The following is a 25794-nucleotide window of genomic DNA, read 5'->3' as shown; positions in this document are numbered from 1 at the left end:
TATGGGGTTTCTTGGTGCCACAATAGAGATAGCATATATTTTAAAGAATACACTTATTAAGTCGTTATCAAATTTATTTTATAAAGTATGAGACCTCCCATAAATGTAACCAAGGGGAGTCAAGTAACTAGGCGGGAGCTTTTAAGTGTTGATTGGGTTGCGTCTGTGGTAAGGGTTAATAGAGTCCAAAAAAAGGCAAGGCCGTAGAATTACTACGGTCTTGCCTAGGCTTTCGTAGTCTAAAAGATGATGGACTTTAGTTACCAATATCGGATCGCACGGGGATCAACGAACTGCATGCCATAGGCGCTCAGTGCGAATCCGTCTGGAAAACTGCCCATTACCGATTGCTGCGGGCTAACTGCAGCCAGGTCCGATGGGTAGTAACCCCCCTGCACAAATTGCCCCTGCCAATTGGGCGATGTCTGAGGCGGGAAGCCATGTAGGGGACTCATGGTAAAGCCAGAGTAGGGGGTTGCAGGGGGTGGTCCCTGTGTCGTAGTGGCGTGGACACCACCGGCCCGGGCATGTTCTTTCGCGGACTCAAAAGCTGACCCGACCCCGAACAGCTTGGGAACACCGGCACCCACTCTCTCTGCGCCTAGCGGCATTGGCGCGGCCAGGGAGCGGATAAGCTGGAATAGGCCGGTCACCCGAGATACATCCTTTTGTCTAAATACACCTTTAAATAAAGGATGATGAGCGAGTAAAAGAGCAGCCATACCGGTAATGTGTGGCGCAGCCATTGATGTGCCCGATTGCACATCAAATCCTTTGTCTGGGACAGATGAGACTATGCCTACCCCGGGTGCGGCGACGGATATTTCCTGTCCAAAAGCGCTGAATGTCGGAATAAACAGACCGTCTGCTGTGGCTGTTGAGGGGATGACTGTTTGCGCTTCCCAGGAGTCCTTGGGGAATTCATTCAGCATTCCGAAGGCACTCACGGCCATGGTATTGGGTGATCTGGCGGGGTATTGAACTGCGCCGCCATTATTACCTGCAGCGACTATACAAGCTATGCCATGTTGTACAGCTTCCTCGATTTGCTGCTCAACTGCTTCTGATGATTCAGAGCTGCCGAGGCTCATGTTCACCACATCGACGCCGATTTCAATGCAGTGCGAGAGAGCATCGATCAGGCTGCTAAATTGCCCTCCAGGGAAAACTTTAAAAATGTAAATTTCAGCTTCCGGGGCGAAACCTCGGATGGCTTCGGATCCTGGGGGTTGCCCGGTAATGATTCCTGCGCAGTGGGTGCCGTGGCCGACGATATCTTGAGCCCAGCTCTCGGTATCGTAGTTGTTGGTTACATCGATACCATTTTTTAAGTGGCCCAATATCGGGTGCTTGTTGTCCGCGCCGGAGTCAATGATCGCGATCTTGATGCCTTTGCCGGTATATTCATCGGGCAGCTGGTCCAGGCCCATGTACTTTTGTCCCCAGCCATATGATGCATCATTGGGGAAGTTGGGTATTGCCTCACTTAGGGGCTGGAGCTTCACCAGGTTAACACCCGAAAGGGATAGAGATGGGCAGCGAATATATTTGTTCCAGAAATCTTTGGCTGGGCGGATCAGAAGTGATTTCACCTGAGCGCCGCCACTTTGCGCAAAAATATTGAGGGCTACTTCCCCTTTATTATTGGTAACGCCTTCTTGAGGAAATCCAGCGCTTTCAATAATTATTTGTGCGTCGCGTATCGGTTCGCCTTTTGCACCGATAACGCGGAAGTGTACCTGCTGAGCTTGGACATGGTACTCACGCAGTAGACCTGGCTGTTGTGCAAAAACGGCGGAAAAGGTCGGGGAGTAACTTGCCTGCCCGTAGGAGAGTAGGGAGTCAAGTTCGACAGCCACATTTGGAGGTGTCGTTTGGTAGAGAGCTGCGGCAGCATCCACATCCATACGAACTTTATAAATACTGGTCGCCTCATCTGCTGATGAGAGTGTTTTCAGCTTTCTACCTGGGCGTATTTCGCGAAGCACTTCACAGCCGGCTTGTCTTGCAATGGTGGTGATCACGTTGTGCATTGAGCCCGCGCTCAATGGCTGCACGCCTATGGACTTGGCCATAAGGCTACGGCGAGGCGAAATAAGCAACTCGACTTTTTCTGCAACCTCGACCGAAGGTTCTCCTGCGGCCTTTTCTTGTCGGGATTCAGTCATGTTCATGTTCCTTCGCTTTCAGTGCGGTACTGACTTAGCACGCGTGCAAAACATCTGAAAGTTGTGAATCGAGTGGGTTTCAGTCCTAATTGAGAGGATGAATCGGTTGATCCGGGTCAATAATTACCTTGCCCCCAAGTTTCTTTCTTAAATCATTGACGGCATCAGGTGTGGCCACGAGCGTGACGTTACTTTTTCGTAAAGTAACGTCTTTCACATCGGGGCAATTCGAAGCTTCCTTCACTAATTCCTCTAGCTCCAGAGTACTCGCTGATACTTTCCGATTGGGCACAGCTACATATTGCTCAAACTTCTTCATTTTTCTCTCACTATTACTGCGCTATTTGAAGTTGTCCTGAGGCGAGCTCGCCTGATGGGAAAGGGCGCAAGGCCCCGTCCCGTATGCGTCTCTAGTGCAGGTAGGCCTGCTGTTGCAAAGCTGAGTTTGGTTGTGGCATCGCCTGGTAGGCCAAAGGCTGACCAATCCCTGCCAAACTTTGGAAGGGTTGCTGGGGTGGTTGTGGTACAGCCTGGAATGGCACAGGTTGGTTCAGTGGAGTGAAAGCCTGTGGAGGTACAGTTCCGTACTGCTCGGGGATAAATGGGGCCAACTGATTGACCGGCTGACCGATGTACCCTTGAGGGACGAGGTGTGGAGCGGCTTGGAAGGGCAGTAAATGGCCTAAGCGCGCCACATTGTTCAGAAATTGCCCCTGGGGTCCACCAATGTAGTTACCAATAACAGGGGCAGCACGGCTTACGAATTCACCCAGAAGGCCTTGAGGTGCCAGTTGAGGAGCCGCCTGGTAGGGCAAATATTGCCCTAGCTGGGTGGCTGCATTGATCAGCTGTGCTTGCGGGTTATTGATGTAGTTAGCCAGCACGGGGGCTGCGCGGTTTATCAGTTCACTGAGGTAGCCTTGGGGGGCAAATTGATGAGCGTATTGCGGGGGAATTTGCGGTACAAACTGCTGGGGAACATGGGGAGCAAATTGTTGCGGGACCTGCGGTACTGCCTGGAAGGGTAGTAACTGTCCCAGCCCACCGAGTGCATTGATCAGTTGACCCTGTGGGCCGCCCACAATTCCGCCAATAACCGGTGCTGCTCGGCTCACAAACTCCCCTAACAGTCCTTGTGGTGCCAATTGTTGCAGGGGAAGATATGGTTGATGCGGGGTGAGACCGATAACAGGATTGATCGGAGGTACCGTATAGTTTTGTGGTTGTCCAGGGATCCCTTGAGCATATGCGTATGGTTGGTACATGAACGTACTCCTCGAGTAGACCTTTAACGATAGGGGCAGCTATCGCCTAGGTTATTTCATGGTTTCCGGGTGAGAATTTTGGAGCCCGATAGAGCTCCGTTTTTAGGGTCAGCCTGCTGATAATGAATCGGTTTCTAACTTTGAACTTGATGTATCTCGCGACGGACATCCAGCTGGCTGATCTGAGTATAGAGAAGCATTTCAGAAGTGCAGGGAAAGTTTGGAAGTTTTTATTGAGGGAAATAAAAAGGTAATAGAGACGTAAAGATGGTCAAGAAATCTGTTCAAATTTTATGGGTATATCTTGCTAATTTTAATGAAAAGAAGGTGGTAAATCCTTGTCTAGGTTGTTGATCATTAAGCGTTGAGGTTTTTCGGTTTCGATAAATAACTAGGAGTATTGAAATTAAAAGAGTGTTTTTGGTTCGCTAAGTGCACATTGGTGATCGGCGCTGATAGTTGTTTACGGCTCTAATAGCAAATTGCTATGAAGTTGGCTTTTTTTATCCCTCATTTATGGGGAAGGGCTAAATGGCGCTATTTAATTTACTAAAATCATTGTATTTTCTGGTCTTAGGGCGCTCAAATTTTTATTGATGACTATTAGAGTTATATCTGAAGTGTCACGCGGGAGACTATGTATCTACTTTTCAACTTTATTGTTGAGCCATCACTAGGATTGATGTTCGACCAATGGGAATTCTCTACCACTGACTCCATTTAAATGTAAGTTTCCAACGCGCGTACTTTACCCCTGGAGCCCTCTGGGCTTAGGCTGGGAGTTTATATCTATTGCAGTGGAACAGTTTATAATTGTGGGCAACCTTCGAAATGTGAAAAACCTGAATAAATCGATATTCAAAATCACTTCCTGCCTCCCGATGTACCATCATTAATCATGTTAGATTTAAGCGCGTAAACTGTAAGTTGAGGGTGGGGTGTGTGGGAGTACATGTAAAAACGCTTCCTTTTGGCACCCTGATATTCGCGCCAAAAAGTGCTTGATCTTTCAAAACCGGATGGGTAGTATTCGCGTCCTCGGTGAGTAGCGCAGCCTGGTAGCGCACTTCGTTCGGGACGAAGGGGTCGGAGGTTCGAATCCTCTCTCACCGACCATATTGATGAAAAAGCCCGCTAATGCGGGCTTTTTCGTGTCTGACCACATAGTTCCGTGTCAATTAATTTTTGGCAGGGATGTCCAGTTCTGATTCAAAGTGAGCAGAATCGCGAGGCCCAAAAGGCGAGCCCCTATTCTAAATGGCTGGTTAGCTCAAAATAGTCTCTCTACGGAAGACGGTTATTGCGCTTTATTCCTTAGTCTGGTCAATCAGCCAGCAGTCTCATCATGATTGATGAATTCAGTTTTAGCTTTCCAGAGAAACCTAAAGGATCTACAGACACTCTCGACATGCTCTGGAAGTAGTTTATATGCCTTGTATATTTTATAAGCTTAGAAAAAGCCCCCTCAAATGATTGATTAAAGTCAGCAGCTATAAGCCTCACTTATAGTTCTATTATGCATACCTATTGGGCATTTCAGAGGTGGTTTCATATATTCATTGCAAGTCATTTTGCTTAAACGCACAGACGGCAGTCCAAATTGCACTGTGGGAGAATATTATGAGAAATTCTGGGAAAATTATTATAGGTACTCTGTCTGCGATAGTATTTCATTATACTGCAGCAACCCTTGCGAGTGAAAACTATAAAAGTGCCCCGTCGAAATTTGCAGCCAGCTATGAACATATTGACATTGAGCCTAAGTGGATCGGTGATAATAAACTGGAGTTAGTGCAGCCAAAGAGCTTTCGGCGTTGGGTATTTATTGGTTCTCCAATAACTCCAAACGGGCTTAATGGAGGGGGTGCCAGTTTTCCTGAGTATCACAATGTTTATGTTCAACCTAAGGCTTTTGAGTATTACCGGAAGCATAGTAAATGGCCGGAAGGAACCATTATGTTGAAGGAATTGCAGCTTACCGGGGGTAAGGTAACCGAACCGGATGGTTCACGCTATGAATCTTCGGGGCGAGGGTATTTCCCCGGGCCGGTTAATGGAATGGATGTTTCGGTTAAAGATTCTACGCGATTCCAAGAGTCGAATGGTTGGGGGTATTTTAATTTTGGTCATCATGCACCTCCATATGCCGCTAGTACAAAAGTAATGGATATCGCTAGCTGTGCAGGCTGCCATATGGCTAATGCGTCAGAAGATATGGTGTTTATGGATCTTTATAGACCTTTGGTTACTCCACTAGAGTTGCCGGAAATAAGGTAATCAAATTATTTCATCAGCTATTATACTGGGTTTCTTTTGTTCTAAAGAGTTCCAGTCAAAGCTGGCCGCGGCACCTACAAATTTGTTCAATGCCGGCGGTGCGATAACATTATTGATTGTGGCTAGTCCTACTTTGCGTGACAAGGGTGGGTCTGCTAAGGGGCGATAATCAAGGTCTGGCTTTATTAGGGAGTGTAGGGGGATCACACTAACTCCCACACCTTCCCTAATTAAGCACTGAATCCAATCTTCACGCTCGCTACGAAATATGATATCGAGAGCTAGCTCCTGTTCTTTATTGAATATTTGCCCTCTCTGTCTTAGCTCACAGTGTAAGCGCTCAATATATTGCTGATTTGTGAGATCAGAAATAGAGATAGAGTCATTCTTTAGTAGTTCATGGTTGGACGGGCAAGCTACAACCATCGGCTCCTCAAACAATTGCAAGTACTGAATCCTCGGATGCATTACAGTCTGAGGAAAACAAAAAATGGCATCAAGGTTCCCTGTTAATAAGAGTTCTTCGGCGGCAGGTGGTGTTACATCGTGAATTACAATAGATATTCCGGGATTGCTCCTGTGAAACTGATTCAGCATCCCGGATAGTGCTTTCGGGCCTATAGTACACATGGCGCCAATATTTAGCTCGCTAGCTTCTCCAGAGGTGATAGCGCGTGCTGTCATGTTCACCAGCTGGCGTGTACGGTCAATTTGTTCGAAGCTACTGCGCAAACTACGCCCCAGCTCTGTCATTTCTACGTGGCGACCTTCACGATGTACCAGGATCCCGCCAAGTTCTGCTTCCAGTTTTTTGATGCCTTGTGTTAATGCAGGTTGCGACACATGGCACTTTTCAGCTGCGCGAGTAAAATTTCTGGTGTCTGCCAGTGCAAGGAAATATCTAACTTGTTTAAAATCCATTTTTGAAATCAATCTTAAGAATTATATGCTCGTACCATATCACGGAAGCCCTATGTATTGGCTTCCACTTAATTCTGAAGTGGTGACTTTACAAAAATAAATTGGATCTGTTCACGCTAATGGGCGTTTTTTACAAGGCGAGTATACGTAACTTCTGGTCACTTTGGGGCTGGGAATCGAAAGCCTCTATATTGCAAAAATAGATTTATTTCTAATAATTTTTAATGTTTTAGTGGGAGATGTATTTAAAAATTAAAGACTGGGTGGTGAATGTTAGAGCGGCCAAATAGTATGCTCTGCATTCGATTGTACTTTGTGCTCTCCCCCTCATAATCAACCGGACATTGCTTCTAGATTTTGTTGGCACAATTATTATTGTACAGAGCGTTGAAATAGTGAGCACGCTTGGCTCGAGGGTGCTCACTAAAGGGGTTTATATAGGTGTTGAATTAATTTTTAACTTGCCTGATCAATCCTTCTTGGCAAGTGGAGGCCACCAGTGTTCCATCGCGAGTGAAAATCTGGCCGCGAGTAAAGCCTCTGGCGCCCGTTGCTGATGGGCTATCGGTTACATAGAGTAGCCACTGGTCCAAGCGGAAATCGCGATGGAACCACATGGCGTGATCAACACTCGCCGGCATCAACTGGGGATCGAACAGGGATATGTCGTGAGGCTGAAGGGAAGTTCCGAGCAGTCCCATATCTGATGCATAACATAGTGCTGCGCGGTGTTCCATCGGATCGTCAGACATCTCGCCCTCTGCCCGCAACCAGAACATGCACTTGGCTTCACGAGTCTCTGCGCCAAAATAGCTTTGGGGATCTACTGGGCGAAAATCGATCATATAGCGTCGCTGGTCGTACTGTGGGCTAACCAGTCCAGCTTCCAGGGCTAATTCCTGAGTGTTTTTTAGGCTCTCAGGGGCGGGGATCTCAACACAGGGCATGTCGGCCTGGTGGTCAAATCCGGGCTCCCTTATCTGGAAAGAGGCGGACATATTAAAAATAGCGCGCCCTCGCTGTTTGGCGACAACGCGGCGAGTAGTAAAGCTGCCGCCATCGCGAATGGGGTCTACTTCATAGATCACCGGGAGTTCACTTGAACCTGGGCGGAGGAAGTAGGCGTGTAAGGAGTGGGGTAGACGATGCTCAACAGTGCGAGTTGCTGCCATCAGTGCCTGGCCTAAGACTTGCCCACCAAAAAGCACTTTTCGATAGTTTTCAACGTGATGACGACTGCGGAAGAGATTTCGATCCAGCTCTTCGACATCCAGTAATTTACCTAATTTTTCCAACATAAGGGGTTTTGCTCGTTACCTATTCCACTGAATACAATTTCCAGACGGGAGCATATGCTCTTAATCAAAAGGATAATAACAGCAAAACTCTCTAACCCCATTCATATTTTGAACGGTAGGTATATTTTGGTCACAGATGCCACTGTCCTTTGGTCGGCAGTGCTTCAACCTATGAGAGTTGCCGGTTTGTTCTGTCAATTTGAAACCCTGTGCTATTGACTAATGCGACTTGTCGAATTCTTACTTATTTTTGTGTTATAAAGCGCCAATAGTTGCTGGGACAGTTGGACTAATTGGTTTTCAGCTATCTCACAAAAATTGAATAAGAGTAGTAGGAGATAACACAGGTGCCACAAAGTAATATTGATATCCGTCCACCACTCAACTTTGGCAAAGTTGTCAGCAGGCACCGTACTGCGAAGGCTGTGGCTGGGGGCGTTGGCTCCGCTGCATACTACGGGGTATGGGGGGCGCAGACGGCTACAGGAGCCACTTTGACAGGATTGGCTACCGGTGCAGCGGCAGCAACTTCGGCAACAGGAATTGGCTTGGTTGTCGCTGGGACGGCACTGTCTATTGGTTATGCTGGATTGGCAGCTCGATCTGCTTACAAAACCAATAACCACCTGAATGCGCTGAAGAAAATATTTGCGAACAGAAAGTCCTACAACTGCCCCTGTAAAGGTGCTGTCACCCACGACTATGTTTCAGGGCAGGTGCTTCCTTATATTATTAATCAAAAAAGCAAGAAGCTGCACCGCAAGATGGTTGAGGCTACGCCAGGTGTAGCCACGATTGAATATACGCGGAAGGCTGTTAAAAATTTGTACAAGCGCTCACAGGGTACTCTCGGCAAGGAGCGTAGTTTTGCTGCAGAGTGGTTGGCGCAGCACTTGATCTCCCATGATTGTGAGTTGGCAAACGCGATTGTTGCTGAACTCTATTCTGAGGAGGAAATGCTTTGGATTCGCACGCAGGATAGTGATGTAGTGGCACCTTTGTTAGAACTGAAATTCAAATCTGTGTAACTGCAGTCCGCTCGTTCCTTCTGCTATTCCAGATGTAGTTCTAAAGTACCAGGGGTGATGGAATACCCCGGCGTCCCTTAATCGTTAAACTTCCTGGCTTTTTCCTCCACTTTAGATTGCCAAATGTCACCACATGCTAAACTTAAAGGTTACCCTTTCGTCTAAATTAGGCTCGTTTTGAATAAAAATCGAGCAAAATAGACTAATATTTTCAATATTAGGCAGTCTAATTCCCCGATTCACTTTTCCAACCGACTTGAATTGCCTATCATTCATGAATGAATAGTCAATTTCAGTCCCCATTTTTAAGGGCAAAGAAGGTCGGAAGTATGGATAAGGCAAAAGAGAAGGTTCAGAGGTTCCGCGCGCGGGAGCAGCGTATCCTGGATGCGGCTCTGGAGCTTCTGTTGGAGCACGGTGAAGAGAAGGTCACGGTCGAACAGATTGCCGAGCGTGTGGATATTGGGAAGGGAACGATTTACAAGCACTTCATTTCCAAGACAGAAATCTACATGCGCTTGCTGATGGACTACGAGAAGTCCCTCGCCGAACGCCTCAAGACTGCCGTGGCTCTGGCTGAGCAAGGTGACATTACTGCACCGGCCCGGGCCTATTTTGAATCCCGCATGGCCGACCCAGGCAAAGATAGGCTCTTCCAGCGTCTGGAAGAGAAAATTATCGCGTTAAACCTGGCTCCTGAAATGATTGCGGAGTTACATAATATCCGCAACTCCAATGCCAGCTCCCTAAATCGGGTGTTTGAGCGCCGTATGGAGCAGGGCATGTTGAAGAATGTTCCCGCTTACTTCTATTACTCTACTTATTGGGCGCTGGTGCAGGGGGCGGTAGAACTTTACCATTCCAAGTCTTTTGCCAATGTGATAGAGGACAGGGAAGGGTTGATGGAGTTTATTATGGATGTGGGTGTACATATCGGCGATATGTCCTCTCGCAAAGCGCCAGAGGGAAGCCAGACCAGCCATCACAGTGATTCTGCGGGGTCTGCCCTTGGCTGAGCCCCTATTCCAGCAGCTGCAAAAATTACAGGCTGAATTTCATGGGCATCCCCCTGTCGACAGGTGGAATCCTGATCTTTGTGGGGATATGGATATGGTCATCAAGTCTGATGGCCGTTGGATCCACGAAGGTACAGAAATCCGTCGTCAGCCTCTCGTAAAGCTATTTGCCAGTATTCTCAAGAGGGAGGGGGATGAGTACTTCCTTGTCACCCCGGCTGAAAAGCTGCGAATCACGGTGGAGGATGCTCCATTTGTGGTTACCCAAGTGGCGCGGAATTCTGGAGATGCCCTTCAGCAATTGCTATTTACGACTAACGTTGGTGATGTCGTCGAGCTGAAGGATAGTAGCCAATGGCGGTTAAGAGATTTTGGTGCTCCTCCCCAACCGGTTCCCTATCTTGAGGTTCGTGGTGGTTTGCAGGCTCGTATCTCCAGGGATGTCTTTTACCAATTAGTAGAGTGGGCTCTGGAAGAGAATGGTCATAAAGAAAAGCTTTTTGTTCATAGTGATGGCAAAGAGTTCTTGCTTGGCTCATGTAATTAAATAACCTCAAACTCCTGCCGCTATATGTTAAGGAGCTCAGTTCCTCTTCATGGGTTGAGGTCGCAATCAGGAAATTCGATCTCTCCTTGCTGGGCTCTTCAAATATAGTGGTACATTTTCCTGATTCTATTGCCTCTAACTTTACTCTCGTGCCGAACTTTCGCCCTTCAATTTTTCAGAATCAAATGCTTTGGTTGGCGTATATTGGGAGGGGAGAAGAGTTTGTCAGGAAATATGTATGTTTGTACTATTTTTTGAGTTTTTTTGTGTTTCATTTTTATTAAAAAAATAGTGTTTGAAATTGTACCGCAATATAAATGTATTTTACTTGAAAGAAATAAAATATTAATTCGATAATTAACGGAAATATCTCAATAAGTAACAAATCCGCAACACTGCATTTCTAAACTTCCCTCCGTCCAAATCGCTACGGCGAATAAAACAAATATGGTTTTTAAATTACTTGACCATTCCAGTTTTAGTTTTTGAAAAATAAAACTGGTGGGGCAAGGCAGTTAAAGTTTTGGGTTGAACTTCCTGAAGGGGGGAAATATGAAACGAGCACAGAAGAAGCTGTTGCTGGCTGCTGCTATTGCAGCGTTATTAGCTGGTTGTGATGGTGGCGGCGTAAGCGTTGAACCAAAAACTGTCGATAACTCTGTCAATAATTCCGTAGATAATTCTGGAAGCGGTAGTACTGAAAATCCTTGTGCGACTATTGAAAGTACAGGGGTTCAGGGTGAGTACTCTAGTGGCAACTGTTACTACGACACCGAGTTTGTTTCAGCATCTAATCCTCTGAATGAAGATTTGTATCTCTCCGCCCTCGACGATGATGGTGCCCATATATTCACTGGAAGTCTATTCGTTGGTGAGAGTTATGCCAGTGATACCGACATGGAGGCCGCTGGTATCACTGAAGGTGGGGATGGCGTAAAGCTTGAGATCCAAGCTGGAGCCACTATTGCTTTTAAAGATAATTCTGCATTTATGGTTGTTAACCGTGGTTCACAGGTTTTCGCTCGTGGTACTGAATCGGCGCCTATTACCTTTACCTCAGAAACGGATGTTCTTGGAACTGCAGGTGCCGAAGATGTTTCCCAGTGGGGAGGCATGGTCATTAATGGCTTTGGTGTAACTAATAAATGTGAATATACGGGCACCGTTGGTGCAGATGATTTCACCTTATCTGGCGAGTGCCATGTTGCAGCTGAAGGCTCTACCGACGATAACACTTCTTACTACGGTGGTGATAATAACGCTGACAACTCCGGTGAGCTTTCTTACGTTGTTGTAAAGCACACCGGTGCTGAGGTGGCGAGTGGTGATGAACTGAACGGTATTGCGTTTGATGCTGTAGGTAACGGTACTGTTATTAGCAACCTTCAAACCTACTCAACTTACGATGACGGTATTGAGTTTTTTGGTGGCGCTGTAGATGTAGAGAATTATGTGGCTCTTTACGTGCGTGATGACTCTATCGACATTGACGAAGGTTACCGTGGCTCCATTACCAATGCGCTGGTTATCCAGAGTGAGACCGATGGCAATCACTGTATAGAGGCTGATGGTATCGGGTCATACAGTGATGCTACTGATTACTCCTCCTTGATTGCTCGAGGTTTGAACAGTCGTCCAGTTATTGATGGCCTGACTTGCATTATTTCTCCCCAGGAGGAGGGTACTCATGATCCGGGCGCGGGCTGGCGCTTGCGCGAGGGTATTTATCCGATGATCACCAATTCTATGATCGTTGCGTCTTTCATGGCTGATGAAACTGGTCTTGAGGGGGACAATTACTGCTTGCGCGTTGAGAGTGAGCAGACCCGCGACGAAGCTTCTTCTGGTACCGAAGTCGCCCTGACTTCTAACATTTTTGCTTGCGAAGACCGTACTAAAACTGATGAAGATTCCTTCGATCTGGAGACTTGGGCTGTAGATTCTGGAAATCAGTTCCAGGATATTTCTGGCGCAGTGGATCCGACCCTCGACTCAGCCACAAACTTTGTATTGTTGGGGGGAACCCCGGCTATGTACACGGTTGACTCTGATGCCCAGGTAATTAACGACGACGATCCTACGGTATCTACGGTTCTGGACCGAGCGTATTTAGGCGCTCTTGAGCAGGATGGCTCTGACTGGACCAAAGGTTGGACTTACGGTCTGCACGAGGGTAGCCGTGCTCAACCTCTCTGGTTCGAGTAACAGTCTAGGTAGCGGTTGGGAGTTTATCTCCTGATCTTGTAGGGCGCCGCCTTCGCTGATGGAGTCGGCGCCCTATTTGATTTTGAGACCGTATTCAATGGGAATGAGAAGAGGCCTGAGTGATGGCTAAATATGAAAAATTTCAAAGGGCGCCGCTGGTTTTAGCTATAACTGCGGCCTCTACTTTTGCTCCTGGAGTATTTGGACAGGATGCAGATCTGGTTGAAGAATCGCCGGTTGCAGCACCAGAAATTGAAGAGGTTATGGTTCAGGGGCGTTTGCGTGATTCGGCAGAGGCGTTAGTAAGTGAGCGTCTGGAGGAGGAGGTTGTTACGGATATACTGGGCTCCGAAATGATTAGCAGGGTAGGAGATTCAACGGTAGCAGCGGCATTGCGACGTGTTTCAGGCTTATCTTTGATAAATGAAAAGTTTGTTTATGTTCGAGGGCTAGGCGAGCGTTACTCTAGTACAACCTTGAATGGTGCAACGGTACCTTCGCCAGACCTTACTCGTAATGTTATTCCCTTAGACCTTTTCCCTACCTCAGTAGTGGATTCTCTTGCAGTCCAGAAGAGTTACTCTGCCAACCAGGCCGCTAGCTTTGGTGGCGGTAATGTTGATATTCGCACCAAAGGCATTCCTGATGACCTTACTTACTCAATTGAAATTGGCACAGGCACAAATAGCGAGGTCAGTGGCGATGTCCTTAGCTACAAGGGTGGGGATGACGATATCTATGGTACTGATGATGGTACTCGTGCCCTATCGAGTGATATCGAAACGGCATTACGACGTTTTAAGGGTGACTTAAGTGTTGCTGGTATAAGGGATACTCTTATAGCAGAGGGCAATGAATATGCGACCGACCAAGAGGCCTACGATGCTGCGCAGGCCCTTAATCGTGATCTGGCCCTTAGCCTGAATCGCGATATTTCTATTAAGGAAGAGTCCAGCGATCCTGATGCAGACATAAAAGCCAGTGTTGGTAACCGTTTCTACATTGGTGATAATTGGGAGTTTGGGTTTCTCGCAGGAGGTTCATATAAAAATAAGTGGCGAGAAAGTGACCGGATCGTACGCGATTTTGGTGCCCCTGAAGAGCAGGTTGACTATCGAACAAAGTCCACATATTCCGTGGATATCAGCGGTAACCTAAATTTGGGGGTGCACTTTGCGGATGAGCATTCCATCGAGACTACAAGCTTGTTCTTGCGGAATACAGACGATGAAACCTCGATTCGAGATTACTTTAATGAAAACCGTTTGCTTTCAGATGGTGCTGGTTTTAGAGAGTATGAATTCAAGTATGAGGAGCGAGAATTAGAGTTAAACCAAATCAAAGGCTCTCATGCATTAGGTCCTGAAACCAAAGGAATTCTGTCGATTGCTTTGCTTGATCGGGCGCCTGAAGAATTAACTTTTGATTGGTTCTTCTCCGATGCAACAGCAACTACCGACATTCCCAATCAGGTCAATGTTTCGGCTGATACTGTTACCGACCCAGAGACAGGTGCGGTTATAAGCTCTACTGTTGATGTGGCTGCGAGCAGCGCTGGCTTTCGTTTCACTGAGCTTGAAGATGAAGTTCAAAACTATGGCTGGTCGATTTCTTTACCGCTGGAATTCTCTTCGTCGAGCCTGGAACTTAGTGGTGGTTTCGCTCGCACAGAGAAGGCGCGGAGCTATAAGCAAACTGAATTAAGCCTGGATATTTTCAGTGTTGCGGATGATTCCATTTTAGATGATGAGTTGGGTGATGTATTCAGTGATGACAACATTACTAACGATGACAATGACTTTGTTTTCACCCGCTCAGGCAGCAATAAGCAGAGCTACTTGGCTGCGGTTGCCACTGACGCAATATTTGGTAAGTTTGACTGGACTTTTAGCGAAACTTGGCGTGTATCTGCCGGTGCTCGTTGGGAGGACTATAGCCAGGCCGCGCTGGAATGGAATCCTTACGGTTATTCGATTAGTGATCCTCAGGTAACTACAGACCCCGATGAGCTGGCTGAGGCGGTATATGCAGAAGACGATATTTACCCATCTTTATCTTTGACATACATGGGAGCCCTTTGGGCCGAGACTTTCCAATTGCGTTTTGGAGCCTCAAAGACGGCAGTTCGCCCTGATTTGCGCGAAATTACTGATGCATTTTATATCGATCCAATTACTGATGAGCAAATTAAGGGTAACCCTAATGTGCGCCCATCAGAAATCACTAATTTCGATATTCGTGCAGAGTGGTTCTTTGACAGTGGTGATAGCTTGACAGTATCTGCCTTCTACAAAGATATTATTGATCCCATTGAATTCTTTGAAGCTGCCTCCAGTGACACCAATGTTGCCCGCGAAATTATCAATGCGGAGTCCGGTGAGATCACTGGTATTGAGATTGAGGGTATGAAGAGCCTTGGATTTATCGCTGACCCAATGGATAGTTTTTTTATCCAGGGAAATGTTACTTTCCAGGATTCTGAGATCGTTGCGGGTGACGAAGCTGATGCGCCAACGAATCCTGAGCGTGAGATGACTGGGGCCTCAGAGTATGTGGTTAATATGCTGGTTGGATTTGACAGCCCTGACGGCAATCATTCTGCCACCCTGGGTTACAATGTCTTCGGCGAGCGCCTGTATTTAGCTGGGCGTAATTCTGCGCCTGACTCTTTTGAGCAACCGTTCCACTCTTTGGATCTGACTTATTCCTGGTATCCAACTGAGGAGATAACACTTAAAGCAAAAATGCAAAACCTGCTTGATGAGTCTATTGAAATCGAGCGCGAAGGTGTGATCGTTTTTGAGGAGCAAATCGGACAGACTTTTGCTCTGAGTGCTCAGTATAAATTTTAATTTTTTTGTTGGACTTACCGAAAGCCAGGAGCACTTGATGTCTCCTGGTTTTTTGTTTGGGCAGGCTTAAGAAAATTTGAAAATCCGCGCGCAAAAAAATGGCGCCCAAGGCGCCATTTTGAATATCAACCAGATTACATATTTGGGTAGTTGGGGCCGCCTGCACCTTCTGGGGTTACCCAAACAATATTTTGGGTAGGGTCCTTGATGTCACAAGTCTTACAGTGCACGCAGTTTTGAGCGTTTATCTGGAAGCGCTTGCCGTTGGTGTCTTCAACTACCTCGTAGACCCCGGCAGGGCAGTAGCGCTGAGCGGGCTCATCGTAAATCGGCAGGTTGTGGTTCAATGGAACCTCTGGGTCTTTCAGGGTCAGGTGGCAAGGCTGGTCTTCTTCGTGGTTAGTGTTTGAAATAAACACAGAAGACAGCTTGTCAAAGCTGAGGACGCCGTCGGGCTTCGGGTAGTCAATTTTTGCGCAGTCCGCAGCGGGCTTAAGCTGTGCGTGGTCTGCTTTGGTGTCGCGCAGGGTCCAGGGAAGCTTGCCTTTAAAGATATTGATATCCACAAAGGCGTAGGCGGAGCCAAGGATATTACCCCATTTGTGTTGGGCTGGGCCGAAGTTGCGCTGCATGTGCAGCTCTTTCCAAGCCCAGCTGTCGCGATACTTGGTGGTGTAATCAGTTAACTCTTCGCTATTGCGCTCAGCGGCGAGGGCTTCAACTACCGACTCAGCGGCGATCATGCCGGACTTCATCGCAGTGTGATTGCCCTTGATCTTGGCAAAGTTAAGGGTGCCGGCGTTGTCACCGATCAGTAGCCCACCGGGGAAGGTCATCTTCGGCTGGGATTGCAGGCCGCCTTTAACAATCGCGCGGGCACCATAGGCGACGCGCTCGCCACCTTCCAGGTACTGCTTGATTACCGGATGGTGCTTATAGCGCTGAAACTCGTCAAATGGGCTCACATGAGGGTTGCTGTAGGCGAGGTCAGTAATTAAGCCAACGACAACCTGGTTATCTTCCAGGTGATAAAGGAAGCCGCCACCGTGGGTGGAGCTTTGATCCAGCGGCCAGCCGGCAGTATGAACAACCAGGCCCTGCTGGTGTTTGTCTGCGGGGACTTTCCAAATTTCTTTAATGCCGATGCCGTAATGCTGTGGATCGGTATCCTCATCCAGCTTGAAGCGTTCTATCAGCTGTTTGCCCAGGTGGCCGCGACAGCCCTCAGCGAAAAGGGTGTACTTGGCGTGCAGCTCCATGCCGGGCATATAGGAGTCCTTCTGCTCGCCATTCATACCGATGCCCATATCGCCAGTGGCGATACCTTTTACGGAGCCATCTTCGTTGTATAGAACTTCAGCAGCGGCGAAGCCGGGGAAGATTTCCACCCCCAGGTTTTCTGCCTGCTCTCCCAGCCAGCGGCATAGATTGCCGAGACTGATAATGTAATTGCCCTCATTGTGCATGGTACTGGGCACGAACATGTTGGGGACTTTGATAGAGTTCTCTTCGCTGCGCAGGACGTAGATATCATCACCTTTTACCTCAGTATTGAGGGGGGCTCCACGTTCTTTCCAGTCGGGGAAGAGTTCATTCAGGGCGGTGGGCTCAAATACAGCACCGGACAGGATATGAGCTCCTACCTCAGAGCCTTTCTCCACGACACACACAGAGACGTCTTCATTGAGCTGACGAATACGACAGGCCGCGGCCAATCCAGCGGGGCCGGCACCCACGATCACTACATCGTATTCCATTGATTCGCGTTCCACGGCACTCTCCTCAGCAGTTGTATTCAACTTTTTTGCGGCCAATCCGGCCTTATCATTTATATTGCTGGCGGATTATATAGGCGTTTAATCAACCCTACCAATTGCATGACTATTCATTTGCTATGGCAAATGCGCTGTATTTCAACGGCTTACTGGGAGTGGATAGGTGGTTCCTATTCCCGGAAATAGATTTTGTGAATGGCAGGAGGGACTTCCATTTGACTATTGATTTTGCGCTATAGAACCGCCACCATACACGCCGTTCAAACACTTGTTTGACCAGAACACCGTATCCGTTCGCGACGTGAATTGTCAGTCGCGGCTGTTAAAAAGCATATTTGAGACGGGATTTCCATGAAAGTTCTTGTAGCTGTGAAACGCGTTGTTGACTACAACGTCAAGGTTCGCCCGAAGGCGGACGGCTCTGACGTTGATACAGCCAACGTCAAAATGTCTATCAACCCCTTCTGCGAAATCGCAGTAGAAGAGGCGGTGCGCTTGAAGGAAAAAGGCGTTGTCAGCGAGATAGTCGCCGTTTCCATGGGCTCCAAGCAATGCCAAGAGCAAATCCGCACTGCACTGGCTCTGGGTGCCGATCGCGGTATCCTGGTTGAGACCGATGCCGAGCTGCAGCCCCTGGCGGTAGCCAAGTGCCTGAAGGCGATTGTTGAAAAAGAAGAGCCTCAAATGGTTATTCTGGGCAAGCAGTCCATCGATGGCGATAACAACCAGACTGGCCAGATGCTGGGTGCGCTGACCGGTATGGGGCAAGGTACCTTCGCATCTGAAGTTGCTGTAGAAGGTGATACTGTTAAGGTGACCCGAGAGATCGACGGCGGCCTGCAGACTGTTGAGCTGAAACTGCCGGCTATCGTCACCACCGATCTGCGCCTGAATGAACCGCGTTACGCTTCCCTGCCTAACATCATGAAGGCAAAGCGCAAGCCCCTGGATACCACCACCCCGGATGAGCTGGGTGTGGATATCACTCCCCGCACCAAAACCCTGAAGGTTGAGCCGCCGGCTGAGCGTCAAGCAGGTATTAAAGTTGCTGACGTTGCTGAACTGGTAGAGAAACTGAAAAACGAGGCGAAGGTAATCTGATGAGCATTCTGGTTATTGCTGAACACGACAACGCCGAGCTGAAGGGCGCTACGCTCAACACCATCGCTGCTGCTAAAGCTATTGGCGGTGATATTGCAGTATTGGTAGCTGGATCTGGCTGTGCCACTGTAGCGGAAACTGCCTCTAAAGTGGAAGGTGTTTCCAAGGTACTGCTGGCAGATAACGCCGCTTACGAGCACCAGCTGGCTGAAAATGTTGCCAAGCTGGTAGCGGACTTGGGTAAAGACTACGGTCACATCCTGGCTCCAGCCACTACTACTGGTAAGAACATGCTGCCACGCGCTGCTGCGCTATTGGATGTTCAGCCGATTTCCGACATCGTCGCTGTTGAAAGTGCAGACACTTTCAAGCGCCCGATTTATGCCGGTAACGTTATTGCCACTGTACAGAGTTCCGATGCCATCAAGGTAATCTCTGTACGTACCACTGCCTTTGACGCTGTGGCGGCTGAAGGTGGAAGTGCTGCGGTTGAGTCTGTAGATATTGCAGATGACGCTGGCGTGTCCTCTTTTGTCGGCGAGGAGCTGGCTGTATCCGACCGTCCTGAGTTGACTGCAGCAAGCGTAGTAATCTCTGGCGGCCGTGGCATGCAGAACGGTGAAAACTTCGAAATGCTGTATAAGCTGGCCGACAAGCTGGGTGCTGCTGTTGGTGCCTCCCGTGCCGCTGTGGATGCAGGCTTCGTGCCTAACGATATGCAGGTTGGTCAAACCGGTAAAATCGTTGCTCCTGATCTGTACATTGCCGTTGGTATTTCCGGTGCAATCCAGCATTTGGCAGGTATGAAAGACTCCAAGGTAATCGTGGCTATCAATAAAGACGAAGAGGCGCCGATCTTCTCTGTTGCTGACTACGGCCTGGTAGCAGACCTGTTTGAAGCGGTACCTGAGCTTGAAACCAAGCTGTAATGCCCGATTGCTATACTAGTCGGCATTAATAAAGGCGGCGTCATGCCGCCTTTTTTCGTTTTTTGGTGACAACCTGCGGAACTAGTGTGCAATTTAAGGGACGAAATGAGGGTTTGCAGCGTTTAAGTTGGCAGGAGCGTTGCCTTTCCCGGGCTGAGGCAAGAAAATAGGCGTCAAAAACCAATAACCTCAGAAAGTTGAACTTATATGTGGGTATGTTCATGTCCCCTCTAGCGCGAGCCGTAAGCTCATTTGGCAGTAAGTTTGCCCAGGGTGAGTCGAGTAAAGGACTTTCCCGTGGCACCATGGCGGCATCAGCTGTTGGCCTGTTGTGGTTGTCCGGCAATTTGTTTGCCTATGGCTCCTTACTGGCCCCAAGCGATCCACAGGAGTCCCTGCTCGTGGAGCGCAAAAGTCCGAGAGGTGCCCCTCCTCCCAGTGCTGCCAGTCTCCCCAGTACGCCGTTCTTTGGTCGTGCTGAACCCAAAAAGGCTACGGAAGTCCCTGAAGTCGACCTCGAAAATATTCCTCTGACCCAGCTGAATATTGTTTTATCCGGTGTTTTTGATAGTTCCAATAAAACCAAAGCCAGTGCTTTGGTGTCGGAGAAAGGTAAACCCTCTAAGCGTTTGTATGTCGGTGACCGGTTGCCAGGTGGAGCCGAACTTTATTCTGTTGAGGTTGACCATGTGGTTCTTCGTCGTAATGGCAGGATGGAAAAACTGACATACCCAGAAGTAGACGGTAGACCAAACGTGCCACTAAAAGGCGTCAGTAGTTCCAGACGGAGAACGTCAAGCTCCAGTTCCAGGACAACTGCTCAACGGGGTGAGAACCAGCAGAATATTCGGGAGAGAATGGAGCAACTGCGTGAATTGGCTCGCGAGCGCCGTGCTCAGCGTGAGCCCAAATAAAAACTATCAACCTAGATTGTTTTGATTTTTTGAACATTTACTAGAGCCAGATAAATAATGATGAAGATGTTTTATCGGCGGCTGATTGCGGTCGGATTGAGTTTTTTTGTTTGTACTGCAACGCTGGCTCAGGGCCCGGAGCGGGTTACCCTTTCTCTCGACAATGCAGATATTCGCGATCTAATTAATTGGGCCGCCGACTTCACTGGCAAAAATATAATTGTCCACCCTAATGTTAAAGGTAAGGTCACCGTAGTTGCGGGCGACCCAATGACTCACAATGAAGCCTTTGATGTATTTATGTCGGTGCTTCAGGTCAATGGTTTTAGTTTGGTGGAGCAGGGCGGAACCTGGAAAGTGGTTCCTGATGCACTTGCCAAGCAACAAGCGATACCCGTCGCCGATGAGACCACGCGAGCTCCGGCGGAATCCCTGGTTGTTCGCACTGTAAGGGTTGAGAATATTTCCGCTTCACAGCTGATCGCCATGTTGCGCCCACTGATCCCGCAAACTGGGCACTTGGCTGCCTATGCAGATACCAACACCCTGATTATTGCTGATCGCGCTGCCAATATTGATCAGATTATCCGCCTGGTAAAGCAGCTTGACCGCGCTGGCGCTATCGATATTGAAGTGGTGCCGCTGATGTTTGCCTCCGCTAAGGAAGTAAAGCAAGTTCTAACCGACCTGCTTCAATCGAGTGGGGGCAAAGCGGGTAAGGAAGTGCAGCCGCTGCGTATTTCTGTTGATGAACGCTCCAACAGTATTCTCCTGACCGGAGACCCGGTTACCCGCCAACAGATTAAGACGGTAATAGGCCGCCTTGATGCACCGCTGGATGGCGAGGGTAACACCGCTGTTGTCTATATCCAGTATGCCAATGCGGCAGACCTGAAACCTATCCTCGAAGGCATGAGCGGTAGTATCCAGAACACAGAGAAAGACCAGCAAGCGGCAAATATTGAAGTCAGTATTCAGGTTAACGAGTCGCTCAACGCGCTGGTATTAACTGCTCCACCCGCTCTCCTTGAAACTATGAAGGGTGTTATTGCCAGGTTGGATGTACGCCGAGCCCAGGTTCTTATCGAGGCAATTATCGTAGAGGTCGTAGAGGGCACTGGTAACGAACTGGGTATTAGTTGGATTGCTGGTTCCGGCAACAATGCTGTTGCGGGCTGGAATAATCAGTTAGGTGAGGACGAGAATGGTGATCCCAATCCATTTTCACTTCCGGTGACTGATTTGGTGGGAGCTGGTGCATTACACCTGGGCTACCTCAGTGGTGGTGATATTCGTGCTGCTATTAATGCAGTCGCGTCAGAGAGTAATACCAATATCCTGTCTACACCGACCATTATGGCTTTGGATAATGAAGAAGCTGAGATTCTAGTCGGCCAGAACGTACCCTTTATTACTGGTGAGCAGTTGTTGTCCGGTAGCAATGATGACCCCTTTACCACCATTCAGCGTGAGGATGTGGGTACCACTCTCAAAGTTATTCCTCGTGTAAACAACAATAACTCAGTGACTTTGGAGATTGAGCAGAAGGTTGAAAATGTCCTCTCGTCTGCGACGGCAGCGGCGGAAGGTGCTTCTGACATTGTTACCAGTAAGCGCGAGATCCGCACCAAAGTATTGATCGATGACGGCGCTATTCTGGTGCTGGGTGGTTTGATGGAGGATCAGGTTAGTGAAACTGTGTCCAAAGTGCCCCTTCTAGGCGATATCCCAGGTATTGGTCGTCTATTCAGAAATACTGAAAAGAGCGTTAGCAAAACTAACCTGATGGTGTTCCTGCGCCCAAGAATCCTCAGCAGTCAGGTTGCTGGCTATGAAGAGACTCGCAAGCGCTACATGGATATGCAGCAGAAGCAAATATTCCTGAAAGACCGCACCAGCCTGATCTGGGATTGGCACCGCGGTGATGTACTGCCTGACATGATGCCGCCAACAGGCACCTATAACGAGAGCCCTGCGCCGGTAGATGGTTCTATAGATGGTGCCGCCATTGAATCACTGGAAGAGGAAGTGGATGTTGAGGTGTTGGAGGTAGAAGAAGCTAAATGACGGCTGAAACAGGAACAGGGACTCCAACAATCCGCCGCCTTCCATACGCTTTTGCAAAGCGTCATAGGGTTCTGTTAACAGAGCAGGAAGGCAAACCCCTCTGCCAATATGTGGCGCCGCTGAGTCCATCGGCGGTTGCCGAAGTACAGCGCATCAGCGGTGCGGCTGTATCTTTGGAGGCCGTAGAAGAAGACGTTTTCCAGGGGGCTTTACAGCGCCTGTACGAAAACAGGGAGGGGGGCAACCTCTCTGAAGTCGAGGGCCTGGGTGAAGACTTGGATCTTGCAGCAGTCGCCGACTCGCTGCCAGAGACAGAAGACTTGTTGGAGCAGGAAGACGATGCACCCATCGTCAAATTGATCAATGCAATTTTTGCCGAGTCGCTCAAACAGGGCGCTTCGGATATTCATATTGAAACCTTTGAGAAGCGCCTTGTAGTGCGCTTCCGGGTGGATGGTGTGCTTCGCGAGGTACTACAGCCCCGGCGGGCACTGGCTCCATTACTGGTATCCCGTATCAAGGTAATGGCAAAGCTGGATATCGCCGAGAAACGCGTGCCCCAGGATGGTCGTATCTCCTTATTGATGGCCGGCCGTGAAGTGGATGTGCGTGTTTCCACCATGCCCTCATCGGCCGGTGAGCGGGTTGTAATGCGTCTGCTGGATAAGCAGGCGGGTAAAATGGACCTGAGCAAACTGGGTATGGCAGACCGCGACTTGAGCGTGATGACAGACCTGTTGGCGCATCCCCATGGCATTATTCTAGTGACCGGACCAACAGGCTCCGGTAAAACCACCACCTTGTATGCCGGCCTCGGTAGTATCAATAACCGAGAGAAAAATATTCTCACGGTAGAGGACCCGGTGGAATACAACCTGGAAGGTGTGGGGCAGACCCAGGTAAATACCAAGGCCGATATGACTTTCGCCCGAGGGCTTCGCGCGATTTTGCGTCAGGACCCCGATGTGGTGATGGTTGGTGAGATTCGCGACCTGGAGACCATGCAGATTGCGATCCAGGCGAGTTTGACCGGGCACTTGGTGCTTTCAACCCTGCACACCAACACCGCGCTGGGCTCGGTAACCCGTTTGGTGGATATGGGAATTGAGCCTTTCCTGCTGTCGTCCAGCCTGATTGGTGTCTTGGCCCAGCGCCTGGTGCGGGTCCTGTGTCCCGAATGTAAGCAGCCCCATGTGGCTGATAGCAGCGAGCGTGAAGTTCTCGGCGTTGGTCCTGAGGATGAAGCGATTATCTATCGACCCAATGGCTGTGAAGAGTGTAACCATAGCGGTTATGTCGGTCGTATTGGTATTTATGAGTTGGTACCGCTCAACGAGGTGATGCGTCAACTAATCCACGATCGCGCTTCAGAGAGTAAGTTGGTTGCCGAAGCCCGAAAACTCGGCCCCAGCATCCGCGATGATGGTATAGAAAAAGTACTGGCGGGTAGGACCTCCCTTGAGGAAGTGCTACGAGTTACGCAGGAGTCCTGATTGTGGCAGCTTTTGAGTATACAGCGCTGGCAGCATCCGGCCGCAAGAGCCGCGGTACGCTTGAGGCGGATAGCGCGCGCGCTGCACGTCAGCAATTGCGCGCCAAGGGCATGGTGCCCCTGGAAGTCAGTGCTGCTACGGAGAAGGAAGAGAAGGGCGGCGGAGCCAGTTTCCTGTCTGGCAGTCCTGGGCTGAGTGTAAAAAACCTGGCTCTGTTGACTCGTCAGATGTCTACCTTGCTTCGAGCGGGTATTCCTCTGGAAGAAACTCTTGGAGCCATTGCGAACCAGACTCGCAACCAAAAAATCAAACGCGTGGTATTGGCTGTGCGGGGTAAGATCCTGGAAGGGCACAGCTTTGCACTGGCTTTGAGCAGCTTTCCTCGGGCGTTCCCCAAACTCTATCGCGCTACGGTTGAAGCGGGGGAGCATTCGGGTCACTTGGACGCGGTCCTGGATCGTCTCGGTGACTACACGGAAGGGCAGCAGCAGTTTAGGCAGAAGGTGCAGCTTGCGCTGATCTACCCGGTCGTTTTGGTGTTTATCTGTGTGCTGGTAGTTACCGGGTTGATGGTTTACGTGGTGCCCGATGTTATTGAGGTATTTACTGGAACCGGGCAAGTTTTGCCGCTTGCTACCCGCATCCTGGTCTCCATGAGTGATTTCATTTCTGCCTGGGGGTGGCTGGTGCCACCAGCAATCGGAGCGTTGATATTTGGCGCTGTAATGATGCTGCGGCGCCCGGCGATCCGATATCGTTTCCACCACCGCTTGCTGGAGCTGCCAATTATTGGCTGGATGATGCGCGGTACCCAGAGTGCCCGCTATGTGGGTACCCTCGCGATTCTCACGGGCAGCAGTGTGCCGCTGGTTCAGGCCATGGGTATCGCCAGTGGGGTGATGACTAATACCTTCCTCAAAGATCGCCTCGACGCCGCTCAAAAAAGTGTGCGTGAGGGGGGGAGCCTGCGAAAGGCACTAGAAGATGTGGGCTACTTTCCACCAATGATGATCTATATGATCGCCAGTGGTGAGTCCTCGGGTACTCTCGATGAAATGCTACAGCGGGCGGCGGATTCACAAGAGCAGGATTTGCAGGGTGCGGTTACTGCCTTTGTCAGTATCTTTGAGCCCCTGATGCTACTGATTATGGCGGCTATCGTACTGTTTATCGTCATGGCCATTATGATGCCAATCCTGAGCATGAACGAATTGGTCGTTTAATGCTCAAATGAGGTGTAGGTCAAAGAGTGAGTGTGTAGGTGCCTTGGGAGGTCGATATGAAATCCTTGCGCAACAACGCCGGCTTTACACTGCTAGAGGCGTCGAAGATTCTCGTTGGGCTGGGAGCAGCAGTTTTGCTGGGCATGTTGCTGCTTTAGGTTGGGGAATCGTGTAATTTAGTAATTTGGTGACTTTTAAATAATTGGGGTCACGAAGGGTATCGTGACCCTTGGGGTTCCCAGAGTTTGAGTGAACTAGGAGAGAAAAATGAAAACCCTACGTAAAAGTGGTGGCTTTACCCTGATTGAAATTATGGTGGTTATCGTAATTCTCGGGGTCCTTGGTGCACTGGTTGTACCTAACGTTCTTGGTAAGACCGGGGAAGCTCGTATGAAAGCGGCCAGGGTTGACCTGAAAGCAATTGAGACTGCACTGGATCTTTACCGCATGGATAACTTTGTTTATCCCAGCTCTGATCAGGGCTTGCAGGCACTGGTATCCCGTCCCTCCGGTTTCCCCGAGGCAAAAAACTGGACTGAGCCTTACCTTAAGAAAGCGCCAAAAGATCCTTGGGGCTACGAGTATCAATACATCAGCCCGGGCAGTGCCGGTGCCTACGACCTGTTCACCCTCGGTGCTGATGGCAAAGCAGGTGGCGAGGGTGAAGCTGCTGATATCTACGTTACTGACCTGTAACACCTGAAATTTGTATTCA

Annotated in this window: 19 protein-coding genes and 1 tRNA gene; 14 read left to right on the top strand and 6 right to left on the bottom strand. The window is 49.1% G+C overall.

Going from position 1 to position 25794, the window contains the following annotated elements:
- Window positions 1-260: 260 nt before the first annotated feature.
- The 3 genes from BTJ40_RS12175 to BTJ40_RS12165 all read right to left on the bottom strand — a co-directional run bounded on the left by BTJ40_RS12175 (window position 261) and on the right by BTJ40_RS12165 (window position 3433).
- Complete coding sequence (locus BTJ40_RS12175) at window positions 261-2168, bottom strand: S8 family serine peptidase (RefSeq protein ID WP_157954044.1); 1908 nt, start codon at window positions 2166-2168, stop codon at window positions 261-263.
- An 85-nt stretch (window positions 2169-2253) separates the two neighbouring features.
- Window positions 2254-2487 (bottom strand): hypothetical protein, encoded by a 234-nt coding sequence (locus BTJ40_RS12170; protein WP_108733348.1) that lies wholly within the window; start codon window positions 2485-2487, stop codon window positions 2254-2256.
- A gap of 91 nt (window positions 2488-2578) precedes the next feature.
- Window positions 2579-3433 (bottom strand): hypothetical protein, encoded by an 855-nt coding sequence (locus BTJ40_RS12165; protein ID WP_108733347.1) that lies wholly within the window; start codon window positions 3431-3433, stop codon window positions 2579-2581.
- Window positions 3434-4472: 1039 nt separating this feature from the next.
- On the opposite strand from BTJ40_RS12165, the gene BTJ40_RS12160 reads away from it, so the two are divergent.
- A tRNA-Pro gene (locus BTJ40_RS12160) sits at window positions 4473-4549 on the top strand.
- Between the two features lie 504 nt (window positions 4550-5053).
- Window positions 5054-5710 (top strand): cytochrome P460 family protein, encoded by a 657-nt coding sequence (locus tag BTJ40_RS12155; RefSeq protein ID WP_108733346.1) that lies wholly within the window; start codon window positions 5054-5056, stop codon window positions 5708-5710.
- Here BTJ40_RS12155 and BTJ40_RS12150 read toward each other — a convergent pair whose 3' ends face one another.
- Both BTJ40_RS12150 and BTJ40_RS12145 read right to left on the bottom strand, forming a co-directional pair.
- Window positions 5711-6631, bottom strand: a complete 921-nt coding sequence (locus tag BTJ40_RS12150) for a LysR family transcriptional regulator (RefSeq protein WP_108733345.1) — start codon at window positions 6629-6631, stop codon at window positions 5711-5713. It abuts the gene before it with no gap.
- A gap of 449 nt (window positions 6632-7080) precedes the next feature.
- Window positions 7081-7929: an acyl-CoA thioesterase II gene (locus BTJ40_RS12145; RefSeq protein ID WP_108733344.1), complete on the bottom strand. Its 849-nt coding sequence runs from the start codon at window positions 7927-7929 to the stop codon at window positions 7081-7083.
- Between the two features lie 347 nt (window positions 7930-8276).
- Here BTJ40_RS12145 and BTJ40_RS12140 point away from each other — a divergent pair, with 347 nt between their 5' ends.
- The 5 genes from BTJ40_RS12140 to BTJ40_RS12120 all read left to right on the top strand — a co-directional run bounded on the left by BTJ40_RS12140 (window position 8277) and on the right by BTJ40_RS12120 (window position 15577).
- Complete coding sequence (locus BTJ40_RS12140) at window positions 8277-8957, top strand: hypothetical protein (protein WP_108733343.1); 681 nt, start codon at window positions 8277-8279, stop codon at window positions 8955-8957.
- Window positions 8958-9286: 329 nt separating this feature from the next.
- On the top strand, window positions 9287-9973 hold the full coding sequence (locus BTJ40_RS12135) for a TetR/AcrR family transcriptional regulator (RefSeq protein ID WP_108733342.1): 687 nt from the start codon (window positions 9287-9289) through the stop codon (window positions 9971-9973).
- Complete coding sequence (locus tag BTJ40_RS12130; protein WP_202862802.1) at window positions 9966-10520, top strand: DUF1285 domain-containing protein; 555 nt, start codon at window positions 9966-9968, stop codon at window positions 10518-10520. Before BTJ40_RS12135 ends, BTJ40_RS12130 begins: the two co-directional genes overlap by 8 nt.
- Before the next feature lie 552 nt (window positions 10521-11072).
- Entirely contained in the window at window positions 11073-12725 is a 1653-nt protein-coding gene (locus BTJ40_RS12125) for a serine/threonine protein kinase (protein ID WP_108733340.1), read from the top strand.
- Window positions 12726-12847: 122 nt separating this feature from the next.
- A complete protein-coding gene (locus BTJ40_RS12120; RefSeq protein WP_108733339.1) occupies window positions 12848-15577 on the top strand; it encodes a TonB-dependent receptor domain-containing protein in 2730 nt (909 codons plus the stop codon).
- 134 nt (window positions 15578-15711) lie between these two features.
- Here the strand turns inward: BTJ40_RS12120 and BTJ40_RS12115 are convergent, their stop codons facing one another.
- Window positions 15712-17349, bottom strand: a complete 1638-nt coding sequence (locus BTJ40_RS12115) for an electron transfer flavoprotein-ubiquinone oxidoreductase (RefSeq protein WP_108733338.1) — start codon at window positions 17347-17349, stop codon at window positions 15712-15714.
- Between the two features lie 354 nt (window positions 17350-17703).
- Between BTJ40_RS12115 and BTJ40_RS12110 the strand changes: the two genes are divergently transcribed.
- The 7 genes from BTJ40_RS12110 to gspG all read left to right on the top strand — a co-directional run bounded on the left by BTJ40_RS12110 (window position 17704) and on the right by gspG (window position 25775).
- A complete protein-coding gene (locus BTJ40_RS12110; protein WP_108733337.1) occupies window positions 17704-18453 on the top strand; it encodes an electron transfer flavoprotein subunit beta/FixA family protein in 750 nt (249 codons plus the stop codon).
- Window positions 18453-19382, top strand: coding sequence for an electron transfer flavoprotein subunit alpha/FixB family protein (locus tag BTJ40_RS12105; protein WP_108733336.1), 930 nt, complete (start codon window positions 18453-18455; stop codon window positions 19380-19382). Before BTJ40_RS12110 ends, BTJ40_RS12105 begins: the two co-directional genes overlap by 1 nt.
- A gap of 221 nt (window positions 19383-19603) precedes the next feature.
- Window positions 19604-20296: a type II secretion system protein N gene (locus BTJ40_RS12100; protein ID WP_108733335.1), complete on the top strand. Its 693-nt coding sequence runs from the start codon at window positions 19604-19606 to the stop codon at window positions 20294-20296.
- A 57-nt stretch (window positions 20297-20353) separates the two neighbouring features.
- On the top strand, window positions 20354-22363 hold the full coding sequence (gene gspD, locus BTJ40_RS12095) for a type II secretion system secretin GspD (protein WP_108733334.1): 2010 nt from the start codon (window positions 20354-20356) through the stop codon (window positions 22361-22363).
- A complete protein-coding gene (gspE, locus tag BTJ40_RS12090; RefSeq protein WP_108733333.1) occupies window positions 22360-23856 on the top strand; it encodes a type II secretion system ATPase GspE in 1497 nt (498 codons plus the stop codon). Before gspD ends, gspE begins: the two co-directional genes overlap by 4 nt.
- Before the next feature lie 2 nt (window positions 23857-23858).
- Window positions 23859-25079: a type II secretion system inner membrane protein GspF gene (gene gspF, locus BTJ40_RS12085; RefSeq protein WP_108733332.1), complete on the top strand. Its 1221-nt coding sequence runs from the start codon at window positions 23859-23861 to the stop codon at window positions 25077-25079.
- A 267-nt stretch (window positions 25080-25346) separates the two neighbouring features.
- Complete coding sequence (gene gspG, locus BTJ40_RS12080) at window positions 25347-25775, top strand: type II secretion system major pseudopilin GspG (protein ID WP_108733331.1); 429 nt, start codon at window positions 25347-25349, stop codon at window positions 25773-25775.
- Window positions 25776-25794: the final 19 nt, after the last annotated feature.

Origin of the sequence: Microbulbifer sp. A4B17 (assembly GCF_003076275.1) — a bacterium.
Lineage (GTDB): Bacteria > Pseudomonadota > Gammaproteobacteria > Pseudomonadales > Cellvibrionaceae > Microbulbifer.
The sequence above is the reverse complement of the archived record's forward strand: the minus strand, read 5'-3'. Positions and strand labels throughout refer to the sequence as shown.

Bases quoted from the DNA above. Each gene is read 5' to 3' on its own strand.
- BTJ40_RS12175 (WP_157954044.1), bottom strand. From the start codon at position 2,168: ATGACTGAATCCCGACAAGAAAAGGCCGCAGGAGAACCTTCGGTCGAG.
- BTJ40_RS12170 (WP_108733348.1), bottom strand. From the start codon at position 2,487: ATGAAGAAGTTTGAGCAATATGTAGCTGTGCCCAATCGGAAAGTATCA.
- BTJ40_RS12165 (WP_108733347.1), bottom strand. From the start codon at position 3,433: ATGTACCAACCATACGCATATGCTCAAGGGATCCCTGGACAACCACAA.
- BTJ40_RS12155 (WP_108733346.1), top strand. From the start codon at position 5,054: ATGAGAAATTCTGGGAAAATTATTATAGGTACTCTGTCTGCGATAGTA.
- BTJ40_RS12150 (WP_108733345.1), bottom strand. From the start codon at position 6,631: ATGGATTTTAAACAAGTTAGATATTTCCTTGCACTGGCAGACACCAGA.
- BTJ40_RS12145 (WP_108733344.1), bottom strand. From the start codon at position 7,929: ATGTTGGAAAAATTAGGTAAATTACTGGATGTCGAAGAGCTGGATCGA.
- BTJ40_RS12135 (WP_108733342.1), top strand. From the start codon at position 9,287: ATGGATAAGGCAAAAGAGAAGGTTCAGAGGTTCCGCGCGCGGGAGCAG.
- BTJ40_RS12125 (WP_108733340.1), top strand. From the start codon at position 11,073: ATGAAACGAGCACAGAAGAAGCTGTTGCTGGCTGCTGCTATTGCAGCG.
- BTJ40_RS12120 (WP_108733339.1), top strand. From the start codon at position 12,848: ATGGCTAAATATGAAAAATTTCAAAGGGCGCCGCTGGTTTTAGCTATA.
- BTJ40_RS12110 (WP_108733337.1), top strand. From the start codon at position 17,704: ATGAAAGTTCTTGTAGCTGTGAAACGCGTTGTTGACTACAACGTCAAG.
- BTJ40_RS12105 (WP_108733336.1), top strand. From the start codon at position 18,453: ATGAGCATTCTGGTTATTGCTGAACACGACAACGCCGAGCTGAAGGGC.
- BTJ40_RS12100 (WP_108733335.1), top strand. From the start codon at position 19,604: ATGTCCCCTCTAGCGCGAGCCGTAAGCTCATTTGGCAGTAAGTTTGCC.
- gspD (WP_108733334.1), top strand. From the start codon at position 20,354: ATGATGAAGATGTTTTATCGGCGGCTGATTGCGGTCGGATTGAGTTTT.
- gspE (WP_108733333.1), top strand. From the start codon at position 22,360: ATGACGGCTGAAACAGGAACAGGGACTCCAACAATCCGCCGCCTTCCA.
- gspG (WP_108733331.1), top strand. From the start codon at position 25,347: ATGAAAACCCTACGTAAAAGTGGTGGCTTTACCCTGATTGAAATTATG.